We start from the raw sequence: 12,261 nt of genomic DNA, 5'->3' as shown, positions 1-12,261 counted from the left end.
GACAAGTATGTATACAAAATATGATGAATAAAAACGCTGACTTCACACAGCTTCTTTTACAATGGAAGCAAGGTGATCGACAATCTGAATCAGAACTTTACCATCTGGCTTATGCTAGGTTAAAGCAACTGGCGGCACTTGAAAGCAAAAGAAGTAGTGATAACTTTGGTGCTGACAACACGATTATTAGTGATGCTATTCACAGTGATACTATGCTTGTTAATGAAGCTTATATCAAAATGACGCAAGTGGATTTAACAGATGTGAATAATCGAAAGTCATTCTATCTCATGGCTGCAAAAATTATCCGTCAGGTATTGATTGAACAAGCAAGAAAATTACATGCTAGTAAGAGAAAATCGACCAGAATTTTCGTAGATAAAAATCAGTTGAGTGGATTAGATAGAATGCTAGTTTTTGATATGGAGCTCGAGAAGTTTGGGCATCGCTATCCTAGGCAAGCTGATGTTTTAAAAATGAAGTATCTGGTTGGAATGAAAGTGGATGAAATTAGCCAGACGTTGAGTTGTAGCAAAAGCTTGATCGAAAAGGATCTTAAATTCTCGAAAGGATGGTTTGCATCGAGGATGCGTGCTCAATGAAGCGGAAGCTATTTGTTATAACGTGTATTTTATGTGTGTCCTTCTTTATCTTAAGACCAGATAGTGAAGGTGCCGAAGAAAAAGCAACAAAAACTAAACTTGAGACAGTTGGATCGCTAAAAAGCAAAAATAAAGCGTTACTCCCTTTTTTCTCACCAGCTCCTTTATTAGTGACTGAGCAGGATATACAAGTAGAAGAAACGTTAGAAGAAACAATTTCCCAAGCTTCTATCGCTCCAGTCAAAAAGCCAAAAACATCTCTCGATGACAGCCTTGAGGATGAAGCGGCGTTGTTGGCGACTCAAGCGTCGTCACGAGAAGTGGTTGGTTATCAGAAGCCTAGTAACAGTAAACCAACCATCGATCCTCATGTTTTTTCTCAAATATCTGCGGAGGTTGCAACGTGGCGCTTGGAACAAGACGTTGCCATGTATCATCGGGTTTCGTTCCAAAATTTATTTATTGATGCTGAAGATGATTTCTTAAGTTATCAAGTCGGCATTGAGGGAGCAAAAACACAGTCTATTTCTGTCCGGTTATCATCAAGCCAGGTTGTAGTGAGCGGCACGCCGAATGATCATCTGGAGCGCTTAACTTTAGTAATCAGGGCGCGAGATAATCACCATGGCAGCGGTGAAGAGAGTTGGGCCGTTGCTCGTTTTCCTTTGCCGGGGATTGAGGACAAACCTGATAAGGCAGAGGTGCTTGTTGACCAACCCTTGTATCGTTTAACAACTACACGGATTCGCGATGAAAATGGTGTCGCTTATGATATCTTGCAATGCGAGATTTTCTTACTTCGTGATGATGCGGTTTGGTATGCCATCGGCCGAGATCGTTTAAAATGTCCAGATATGTCAAATATCGCGCAGCGGGGAGCTTACAGAGTTGAAGGTGATGCTGTTTTAATCCAGTTATCGCGTGAAGCTGGCGAGATCACTTGGTTACTGCGCTTTGATTATGATGCTTATTATGGGCCAAGTGCACATCACTACTTGGTTACGCAACGACGTGGTGGGCAATACCAAACCGATACGCTTTTTGATAACAAACGGGCGGCAGAAGCACGGTTGAATATGCATACCGGACGGCATATCTATGAAGGCCGTTATTTTGACCACTTGTTAATGGATCCTGAGGGTAACTATTACTTGGTGGGCATGATGAATTACATCTACAACGTCCGTATTGATGATCCAAGTTATTATCAGCCTGCAGACTCCGATCTAAATATTACCCATCCTATTCATAGTATGACGTGCGCTGACATTGAACGCTGGTATGGCTACTCAGTGTTGATTGGTCCATCACAATACAACACGCTCATCAGCACAAGTGGTGATCCCATGGGAAATTATCCTCCTCAGTGTGGTACTTACCAGCAAACGCCGACGAGAGTGGCGCTCTACCTAGACTTTTCTTTTGATCCGAGTGATATACCGATTCATGGGCGTATCTACTCTTACTTGTTACACCCTAAGCCTGAATATAAAGATCGCTTAGAAACGTTTAAGATCAATCTTCTCTATGCTGAACCACAGGAGTAGTATGATATATAGACAGATTTTATCTATTTTGGCCTGATTTTTATTCGAAAAGTGGCTTTGAGATAAAAAAGACTAAAAAAAATTACGGTTTTTGTATAGCTTTACGTCCCTTGTGCTAGCAAGGTGTTAGCAACAAAATGAACGAAAATGCGCAGATCGCTTGATCGTGCGCGTAGTTTTTGCAGTTTATTTCAGGGACAAAGATGAATAAAAAAACACTTCTTGCGGCATCCGTTGCGATTGCATTGACCGGTTGTAATGGCTCTGGCTCTTCTGAGCAATCAACGCCATCGAAAGATATGGTAACCATTACGGCAATCGATGGTTATTTGAGTAATGCTGTCGTTTTTATCGACCAAAATAACGACGGTAACTGGAATAAATCCGAGCCTGTTATCGCACAAACGAATAGTGATGGTAAGGCTCAGGTTGCACGTGAAAAGATTAAAGAAAAAGGACCTATCGGGATACAGATTATCGCTGAAGGCAGTCCTAAACTGAGTTGGCTCGAAGAGTTAGGCTTGGATCCTCAAGCGACGATTGACCAAGATTTGAAAGGACAAAAGCTCAATAAAGAAGTCGCATTAATGGCGCCGAGTTCTACTCTTAAGAACAAAAATATTGTTATTTCACCATTGTCTGATTTGGTCGCAAGTAGAGTGCGCCAAGGTGAAAGTGAAGACGTCGCAATCGACGCGGTGCAAACGGCATTAGGTATTGAAGACTCAGCAGAAATCTTCGATGACTATGTGGGCAAAAATAAAAAACTGCATAAAGTTGCTCAGGTACTGACAGTTTCAAAGGCTGACAGTAAAGCTGAGTATGATGAAATGGCTTTAAAGATCGCTGATCGGGCGGTCCAACATGTTGATACCTTGACTGATGAGCAGTTGGAAGATGCGACGTATAAGCCAGTAATTACGCGCGATAATAACAACGACAGCTTTACGATCACTGAAAACCACACAGTAAAAGTAAACGCCGATGCCTTAGCTAAACTACAGGCAAAGCTGAGTGACAAAACGAAATCATTAATGGATACCGACAGTTTTCCAGTCATTGATTTAGATATTGCGGAGCTATTCAGTGATAAAGATACTACAGCACCAGTAGCGTGGTCGGTAGACTCATTGTCGCCAGATATGGGGATTCAGATCTCTTATCGCGAGAATATGCTTAAGCTTTCGAGTAATGGTGAAGCGTTAAAAGCTGGCCCTGTTGTTCTAACCCTTTTGGCCGACGATTTTAATAGTGATAATAAAAAAGTTGGTAAACAAGCAGTGACACTTCAGTTCACAGTTGGCACATCAAACAAAGCGCCAGTTGTGGATACTCAAGAAAAAACCGAATTGCAGGATATCCTTGATAATTGGTATATCCAGCAAGGTGACGTTTTTGAGCAATCGTTCAGTGTTGCAGCTCTGTTCAAGGACGCCGATGGAGCGATCCAGTCTTATCACGTCGATCAGTTTAATCTCGAGGGTCTCGTTGCCTCCGTGGATAAACAAGGTCTCGTACGTATTACGGGTGTCCCGAAACATGCGCGTCAGTCGGGGACAAAACTCGTTATCTCTGCGAAAGATAATAAAGGGGCGATGACGTCAACCCTGTTCTCCCTTCCTGACGTTAAAGAGGGCTATCAGCCTCCAGTGACTGAACCAGAAAACGGCTTTACCCAAGCGTTATTTGACGATAATCGCGTGTGGAAAATGGGTAGCCTGGCAGATTCCGATGGTGAAATTGGTTATGCCATGTTCCTACAAAATGGTGGAGATTATCAGTTCTGCTGGGGCGGCAATGACGAGGTGCCCGACGCCTACAAGACAAACATTAGTCGTAAGACCGATTGGTCATTAACGAATCCACAATCTGTTCAACAGATGTTGGTCTCTCTTGATCATGTAACAGACTATGTTGAGTATGAACATAAACGTTGCGGTAGTGTGACATTGAACGAAGGGAAATTACAATTGACCTTAGATGGGGCAGGTGAATCGGTAGTGATGGAGCGTCTCTATCACCATGTAGACGCTGAGGGTCAAGAGCAATTGATTATGAAAGCGTTTAATGATGAGTTGTTCTGGCTAGACTCGTCAGATACTCCTTTTTATCAATCAGCTCAGGTTGACTCATTTGTTTACCCTGGTGTTGAAGAATATCAATTGATGGTTGAGCAAACCGGTGTCACCCAAAGTTTCGATGGGGAAGATCCGATTTTGCAATACTCGATATTAATGAATCGCTTCAAAAGCAATGGTTACTACGAATCTCAATCCATCGACTATAAAACACAGTCAAAAGATGACTTTTTTACCGGTGGTCAATGGCGTGTTATTCAAGACGAATTCGGCAATGAGTTGCTTATTCAACAAGAATCGAGTGAGGATCAGAAAAAACGTCATCGCTACATTAACCGCAAAATAGGCGATGTTTTAGTGGGGATTTCGTGGTCTCAAGATAACGGTGGAACGTCGTTGCCAAACTACAGCCTTTCTAGTGATAACAAGCAGGTGATGCTAGATATCATGGACAACCTCCCGTTAATTCAAGAGTAATTGAATACAAGGTGTTGTGAAGAGCCCTCGTTGAGCGAGGGCTTTTTTGATCACAAATAATGCTATAAAATGATAACCATTTGCATTATCATCTCCGTCGCTTTTTATTGACGGGGAATGTTCAATGCAGTTAAAGCCAATCGCCTCTTTTATTCTTACCTTTTTTGCTTTTCCTTCTCTCGCACTTGCCGCACCGGCAGAGGATGCCTCTGAAAACGATGCGCCTATCGATACCGTGGTGGTCAATGCCGATCGCTTTTCCGATGCGCTGATGATGCGTGAGGATTTGGATAAGGTTCGCGGGATCAGTAACGCGGATGTCTTTTCGGGCAACACCAGTATTCAGCTCAATAACATCCATAACGAAGCCGGTGCGATTGACCCCGGTATTCGTGGTTTGCAAGGGCATGGGCGGGTTGCGATGCTGATTGATGGCAGTTTGCAGTCGACACATACCTCGCGTGGTTATCAGGGAGTGAGTGATCGTACCTATATTGATACCGATTTATTGTCTTCGCTGTCGGTAGACAAAGGCGCCACAATTGGGCGGTCGCCTTATGCCAGCGGCGCGATTGGCGGCACCATTACCGCTACCACACTCAATGCGACAGACATTGTTCGTGATGGCGAGGGCTTTGGTGCGGTGGTGAAGCTACGTGCCCACAATAACGCTCGTTCGCCGCGAGTGAGTAACGATGCTACGGAACAACTGCGTTATCGCTTGGCCGACCGCAGTGATCATCAAGGGTTTGATAACGGGTCTGCAATGGTAGGGCTAGGGTATCAGAGTGATGGGCTTGGTGGTGTGTTGGCATTTAGCCATCGCAAAAAGGGCAACCACTTTGCCGGTAAAAAGGGCATTGAACGCTACGAAGAGCCTGTGATTGGTGCGGGCCAAGAGGTGGGTAATACCAGCTTTGAGAGTGATTCTTGGCTCGCCAAATTGGACAAAGAATTCGGCAATGGTCATCAGGCAGATATCAGCTATCGGCACCACTACCAAAAGGCTGGCGAGGTGCTGATGGCCTACTGGTATACCGATGAGCGGGAAGAAGGCACCGTTATGCCCCAATGGGGATTGGGGACGGCGGATGTGGATGCTTATAGCGCGAATTATCGCTACACCTCGCCATCGCAAAGCTGGCTGAATCTGCATGCGAATGCGTGGCACACGTCCGCCAAATTGAACCAATACAACGGGCTCTGGGCGAAAGGCAGTAATGCAGAGCAATATCTGCACGAGTATCAAAACGACCGTCATGGCGCGAGTATCGTCAACCGCAGTGAATGGTCGAGTGTGCCGGTGAGTGTGGATTATGGTGTGTCTTACACCAAAGAAACCCTTGAACCGCGTGGTGACACCGACAAGTTTTATACCAGCGAGCCGACCTCTCGCCACGGTAAACGCTCTGAGTGGAGTGCGTTTGCCAATAGTGAAATCGATCTCGCGCCGGTGACCGCAAAGCTTGGGGTGAACTGGCATGAGGCGCAATCGCTGGATAAGCAAACCCAGCAATCCTTGCACTATCGCGGTGAATGGGACTTATTGGGTGAGCTGCATTATGACATCAACGCCTCGGCGTCTGTGTTTGCCAAACTCTCTCGCACGGCGCGGTTACCGAGCTTGTATGAAGTCACCATTTCTAACGAGGTATTTAGCTACAACCCGTATAACCCGCTGGATCCTGAAGTGTCGTTTAACCAAGAGTACGGTGTTAGCTTAGATGGCCGAACTTGGTTGCAGGAACTGGGGCTTGCGCAAACACGCCGTGCTGCCATGACGGTGTCTTACTTTAATAACCATGTCAGTGATTTTATTTCGGGTGGTGTGCTCGATCGCACGCCGGGGATGCCGTCTTGGCGCAGTAATTTTACTTTTACCAATTATGATGAGCTGTCGCTGTCTGGCATTGAGCTGCAGGCACATTACGCGTACCAAGGCTTTTATAGCCACTTCTCTGCTACGTTTTACGATAGGGTGCAGGTGTGCTCGCAAGATCAGGCTGAACGTTCAGGCATGGACCGCTGTAATGGCTTAGGCTTTGCGTGGGGCACCACACCGACTCGCATTCCACCTGAGCGCAAATGGCACCTGAACATTGGCCATAAATGGTTGGATGATCGGCTCGATATTGGCACGACAGTGCGTTACCACAGTGGCAAGTCGAACCCTGCCGATTGGCTAACAGGCACCGGCGCCGCAAGCCCTGTGGTGGCAATCCCATCAGAATACTTGGTGGATATTTATAGCCACTACGACATCACGCCGGATGCCAGTGTCTTTATTACGGTCAATAATCTAACGGACCGTTACACCATTCAACCTGGCTCGGTGGTGAGCATGCCGGACCCGGGCCGAACCATTACCATCGGCACCCAGTGGTCGTTCTAAGGGTGATGCGTTAGCGCTGACTTGGCGTTGAGCAGGATGAACAGGCCTTTGCGGATTCCGTAACAGGCCTGTTTTTATTTTACCAGTGTTCATTCTGTCGCCGGAGGCGGCGCCATGCCATGATGCCGTGTCACCAAGGCGCAGAATAGGTCATGTGCCGTCGATAAAATCGCATCCGGAAAGTCATAGTCAGGGTTGTGCAGCTGTGGATGATGCTCTCCGCTGCCAATCCCAAACAACGCGCCGGGCCAACGGGCGAGAAATTCGGCCACATCTTCTGACCATCGCATCGGCTCGGTAAGTGTTTGAACTGACAACCCAATAGTTTGAGCGGCGTCAACCACATGGGCGTGATGATCCGGATGGTTGTAGGCGGCGACAAAAGGCTCGTGCCATGCAATGGATACCTCTAGCCCCGCGTGCTGCGCGATTGCGTTAATCGAGGCAGTCAGGCTGGCTTTCATCGCGTGGAAAGTAGCGTTGTCATCGCTGCGTAGCGTAGCCATCACGGTGGCATCACCGGGCGAAACGCCAAAGGCGGGTTCACCCAACTGCGCGTGTACTAGGGTGACCAGACTAAAGGCTGGGTGATGTTGTTCCGGCAGTTGCATTAAGGCGGTCATAACCTCTGTCATGGCACTGGCTGGACTGATACCGCGTTCTGGATAAGCGGCATGGGAGGTTTTGCCACGAAGGTGTATCGCGACGCCGGTTGACGCGCAGGCAAAGGTGCCTGAACGCACTACGATGTGATGTTGAGCAAAGCCCGGCAGATTATGAAAGGCATAGACTTGATCGATCTCTTGCGTCGCTAAGCAGGGATCAGCACACATGCGTGCCGCTCCTTCACCGGTTTCTTCGGCGGGTTGAAAAACAATAAGCACCTTGCCTCGCTGTGGCGGTTGTTGCGCGAGGGTGCGCGCCACCATTAACAAAGCGGTGGCGTGGCCATCGTGGCCGCATGCGTGCATGACGCCTTCATGGTTTGAGGCATAGGTACAGTGGGTGCGTTCATGGATGGGAAGCGCATCAAAATCGGCACGCAGTAAGGTGGTGGGGCCGGCTGCCTTGCCGGCAATCTCAACCACAATACCATGTCCACCAATCTCGGTGTGAGGCGTAAATCCGAAGGCGCGCAATTGGGCGGCAAGGGTGCGCGCACTTTGCACTTCGTGGTTGGACAGTTCAGGGTATTGGTGCAGGGTACGGCGCAGGCTCACGGGATCAAATAGAGTGGCCATCATCGACTCCAAAACAAGGATGGACCCTTATGCTAGATCGGGTGAGGGCATCGCGTTGTGAACCCAAACGCAAAAAAGCCAGCAACGAGTGCTGGCTTTTGAATCAAGACGAGGCGAAGCTTACGCTTGGCCGTTGTCTTCTGCTTGTTTCGCTTGGATAGCGGTCAGTGCGACAGTGTAAACAATGTCGTCTACCAAGGCGCCGCGAGACAGGTCGTTGACTGGCTTACGCATGCCTTGCAGCATTGGACCAATTGAAACCAGCTCAGCAGAACGCTGTACCGCTTTGTACGTGGTGTTACCTGTGTTCAAGTCTGGGAAGACGAACACAGTGGCTTTACCCGCAACTGGTGAATCAGGCGCTTTTGATTTCGCGACATTTTCCATGATCGCAGCATCGTACTGAAGCGGGCCATCAATCACGAGATCAGGACGCTTCTCTTTCGCGATACGGGTGGCTTCGCGAACTTTGTCCACGTCAGCCCCTTTACCTGAACTACCGGTCGAGTAGGAGATCATCGCCACGCGAGGTTCAATGCCGAATGCCGCAGCAGAGTCTGCAGATTGAATAGCAATTTCAGCCAGTTGTTCTGCATTTGGATCCGGGTTGATCGCACAGTCACCGTAAACCAGCACTTGCTCAGGTAGCAGCATAAAGAACACTGACGATACCAATGAGGCGTTCGGTGCAGTTTTGATGATCTGCAGCGGTGGACGGATGGTGTTGGCGGTGGTGTGAACCGCGCCAGAGACCAGACCTTGAACTTCGTTGGCTTCAAGCATCATGGTACCCAGTACCACGGTATCTTCGAGGTGTTCTTGCGCAATCACCTCTGTCATACCCTTGCTCTTACGCAGCTCAACCAAGCGGGCAACGTATTTGTCACGGACTTTGGCCGGATCGATAATTTCAACGCCAGCGCCCAGTGTTACGCCTTGCTGCTCAGCAACACGTTTGATTTCTTCTGGGTTACCCAGCAGCACACACTCAGCAATTTTACGCTCAGCACAAATCGCCGCTGCTTTAATAGTGCGAGGCTCATCGCCTTCAGGCAGTACGATACGCTTCGCCGCTTGGCGAGCCAATTCGGTCAGCTGATAACGGAAAGCCGGTGGGCTTAGGCGACGCTCACGGTTAGAGCCTTCAGACAGAGACTCAATCCAGTTACCGTCAATGTGGCTCGCTACATAGTCGTTCACAAACTCAACACGCTCTTTGTCGTCAGCCGGTACTTCGAGGCTGAAGCTTTGCAGGTTGAGAGAGGTCTGCCATGTGTTGCCCGCGGTGGTGAATACTGGCAGGCCAGTTTCGAAAGCACGATCACACAGTGCTTTGAGCTGATCTGGGATAGCATAGCCACCAGTCAGCAACAGGGCACCAATTTCCACGCCGTTCATCGCAGCCAAGCAAGCAGCGACAATCACGTCAGGACGGTCGGCAGAGGTCACCAGCAATGAGCCCGGGCGGAAGTGTTCAACCATGTTTGGAATTGAACGCGCACAGAAGGTGATGCTCTTGATACGGCGCGAGTGAATTTCACCTTCGTTGATGATGGTGGCATTCAAGTGTTTCGCCATATCGCTAGCACGGGTAGCAATCAGGTCGATTTTCCACGGCACGCAACCTAGCACACGAATTGGGCTAGAGTTGAAGATTTGCATAACTTCAACGTTGGTTGGACGTGCAGCATCCGCATCATCAAAGATTTCGGATAGGTCTGGACGGGTACGGCCAGCATCGTCAACAGGCGCGTTAAGCTTGTTGATGATCACACCAGAGATGTTGCCGTTTTTGCTACCACCAAAGTTGGTGCAAGCAAATTCAATGCGCTCTTTCAGTTGGGCTGGGTTGTCTGTGCCTGGGGTGGTCACAAACACGATTTCCGCGTCCAGCGTTTTGGCGATCTCGTAGTTGATTTGGTTAGCGAATGGGTGGTTACGCGTGGTGACCAAGCCTTCAACCAATGCTACTTCCGCGTCTTTTGTCGCACGAGTAAAGCGAGCCAGCACTTCTTCCAGCAGGACATCTTCCTGATCAGAGCGCAGCAGATTTTCCGCTTCGTGCATAGACATGGACTCGGCTACCTTCATGTCACTGTTAGCGTGAATGATTTCGGTAGTGAGGTCAGTCACATCAGTGTCGCTGCCGTGATGTGGCTGGGCAATAGGTTTAAAAAACGAGACGCGAACGCCCTTACGCTCCATCGCTCGCATTACGCCGAGGCTGACGCTAGTCAGGCCGACACCCGAGCCGATTGGGATTAGCATAATAGTACGGGACACGTTGACTTCCTCTTACTATCTGATGGATGTGCCGGAAAGCCGGCACAAATACAAAAACGGCTGAGTGGAATCAGCCGTTGGAAAAGTGAGCCTTACAGGCCAGTCAGGCGCGCAGTGTCTTGCGCAATCACCAACTCTTCGTTGGTAGAGATAACCATGGCTGGTACACGGCTGTTGTCAGTGGTGATCACACCTTCGCCGCCGAAGCGTGCTTTTAGGTTGCGCTCTTTATCCACTTCCACACCCAGAAGGCCAAGACGCTCAAGCACCAATTCACGGATTGGGCCAGAGTTCTCACCGATACCACCGGTGAAGACGATCGCGTCAAGACGGCCGTCTAGGCTGGCAGTGTAACCGGCAACATATTTCGCCAAACGGTGGCAGAATACGTTCATGGCACGGGTCGCTTCTTCTTTCTCACCGTAGTTGTCTTCAACAAAGCGGCAGTCAGAGGTCACTTCGGTCAAGCCTTGCAGGCCAGACTCTTTGGTCAGCATGGTGTTGATTTGCTCAACGCTGTAACCCAGTGCATCGTGTAGGTGGAAGATGATCGCAGGATCAAGATCACCTGAACGCGTCCCCATCACCAAGCCTTCTAATGGAGTCATACCCATTGAAGTGTCAACGGATTTACCGTTTTTAATCGCACAAACAGACGCGCCGTTACCGAGGTGACAGTTGATGATGTTCACTTCTTCTACTGGCTTGCCAAGTTGCTCAGCAGCCGCGTTAGCAATAAAGAAGTGAGAGGTACCATGCATACCGTAGCGACGGATACCGTGCTCTTTGTAGAGCTTGTATGGCAGCGCGTAAAGGTAAGACTCTTCTGGCATGGTTTGGTGATACGCGGTATCGAACACAGCCACGTTTTTCAGCGCAGGGAAGGCTTTCTTCGCTGCTTCAATGCCCACGATGTGTGCTGGGTTGTGCAGCGGTGCGAAGCTTGCTGCATCTTGGATCCCTTTTAGCACTTCATCCGTAATCAAGGCTGATTGGGTGAATTGCTCGCCACCATGTACTACACGGTGACCAATCGCGCCCAGGTTCTCGGCAAGCTCAGGTTTTGAGGCGAGAATGGTGTCAACAATAAAGGTCAGGGCTTCGGTATGGGCCGCGCCAGCGCCCAGTTGGGCTTCGTGTTTACCGTCCATTTTCCACTTAATGCGGGCTTCTGGAAGGTTAAGACATTCGGCAAGACCGGTAAGATGCTCTTCACCAGATTGTGCATCGACAATCGCGAACTTCAAAGAGGAGCTTCCGCAGTTGAGTACGAGAACCAGCTTTGACATGTATGACTACCTATTTTGTCGTGAGAAGTAGAGTGTGTAACTGAAAAGGATAGTGGACAAACTGAGACACTACCTTTTCAAAAAAGAATTATCTCATGCTTTGTCGCGGGGAAAGGATGCATCTTATCCGTCCTGGATAGGCATTCGCTCCATTGAGCACAACCGGATTAGGTTGCGAGACAATCAAATCCGAGCAACAATGATAAAGTGCGCTAAGGATAGCGGGACTTGATACAGATAACAAAAATTTTTTGAGTAATACTGGCTATTTTTGAAAGTTTTTGAACATTTTGTTTAGTTTTTATTGTAAAAGTTTAGTGACAGCCATCGCGGTCACGCTAAGCAAGTGAGG

The 12,261-nt window shown here is 48.5% G+C and carries 7 protein-coding genes; 4 read left to right on the top strand and 3 right to left on the bottom strand.

Features of this window, described 5'->3' with window-relative positions:
- The 4 genes from BZG82_RS15110 to BZG82_RS15095 all read left to right on the top strand — a co-directional run.
- On the top strand, positions 1 to 602 hold a 602-nt coding region (locus BZG82_RS15110; RefSeq protein WP_241837387.1), incomplete at its 5' end, for an ECF-type sigma factor.
- Entirely contained in the window at positions 599 to 2,149 is a 1,551-nt protein-coding gene (locus BZG82_RS15105; RefSeq protein WP_077766218.1) for a hypothetical protein, read from the top strand. The genes BZG82_RS15110 and BZG82_RS15105, both read left to right, overlap by 4 nt.
- Before the next feature lie 203 nt (positions 2,150 to 2,352).
- The gene (locus BZG82_RS15100) at positions 2,353 to 4,704 is read left to right on the top strand and encodes a hypothetical protein (RefSeq protein WP_077766217.1); all 2,352 of its coding nucleotides are present in this window, start codon (positions 2,353 to 2,355) and stop codon (positions 4,702 to 4,704) included.
- Between the two features lie 124 nt (positions 4,705 to 4,828).
- The gene (locus BZG82_RS15095) at positions 4,829 to 7,096 is read left to right on the top strand and encodes a TonB-dependent receptor plug domain-containing protein (RefSeq protein WP_077479048.1); all 2,268 of its coding nucleotides are present in this window, start codon (positions 4,829 to 4,831) and stop codon (positions 7,094 to 7,096) included.
- An 89-nt stretch (positions 7,097 to 7,185) separates the two neighbouring features.
- Here BZG82_RS15095 and BZG82_RS15090 read toward each other — a convergent pair whose 3' ends face one another.
- The 3 genes from BZG82_RS15090 to BZG82_RS15080 all read right to left on the bottom strand — a co-directional run bounded on the left by BZG82_RS15090 (position 7,186) and on the right by BZG82_RS15080 (position 11,909).
- Positions 7,186 to 8,340: an amidohydrolase gene (locus tag BZG82_RS15090; protein WP_077678261.1), complete on the bottom strand. Its 1,155-nt coding sequence runs from the start codon at positions 8,338 to 8,340 to the stop codon at positions 7,186 to 7,188.
- 117 nt (positions 8,341 to 8,457) lie between these two features.
- The gene (pta, locus tag BZG82_RS15085; RefSeq protein WP_077479046.1) at positions 8,458 to 10,605 is read right to left on the bottom strand and encodes a phosphate acetyltransferase; all 2,148 of its coding nucleotides are present in this window, start codon (positions 10,603 to 10,605) and stop codon (positions 8,458 to 8,460) included.
- Between the two features lie 107 nt (positions 10,606 to 10,712).
- Positions 10,713 to 11,909 (bottom strand): acetate kinase, encoded by a 1,197-nt coding sequence (locus tag BZG82_RS15080; RefSeq protein WP_069589341.1) that lies wholly within the window; start codon positions 11,907 to 11,909, stop codon positions 10,713 to 10,715.
- Positions 11,910 to 12,261: the final 352 nt, after the last annotated feature.

This window comes from Salinivibrio sp. PR5 (assembly GCF_001996085.1).
GTDB lineage: Bacteria > Pseudomonadota > Gammaproteobacteria > Enterobacterales > Vibrionaceae > Salinivibrio > Salinivibrio proteolyticus.
This window is presented reverse-complemented; position numbering and strand designations above follow the sequence as displayed.

Bases quoted from the DNA above. Each gene is read 5' to 3' on its own strand.
- BZG82_RS15090 (WP_077678261.1), bottom strand. From the start codon at position 8,340: ATGATGGCCACTCTATTTGATCCCGTGAGCCTGCGCCGTACCCTGCAC.
- pta (WP_077479046.1), bottom strand. From the start codon at position 10,605: ATGCTAATCCCAATCGGCTCGGGTGTCGGCCTGACTAGCGTCAGCCTC.
- BZG82_RS15095 (WP_077479048.1), top strand. From the start codon at position 4,829: ATGCAGTTAAAGCCAATCGCCTCTTTTATTCTTACCTTTTTTGCTTTT.
- BZG82_RS15105 (WP_077766218.1), top strand. From the start codon at position 599: ATGAAGCGGAAGCTATTTGTTATAACGTGTATTTTATGTGTGTCCTTC.
- BZG82_RS15080 (WP_069589341.1), bottom strand. From the start codon at position 11,909: ATGTCAAAGCTGGTTCTCGTACTCAACTGCGGAAGCTCCTCTTTGAAG.
- BZG82_RS15100 (WP_077766217.1), top strand. From the start codon at position 2,353: ATGAATAAAAAAACACTTCTTGCGGCATCCGTTGCGATTGCATTGACC.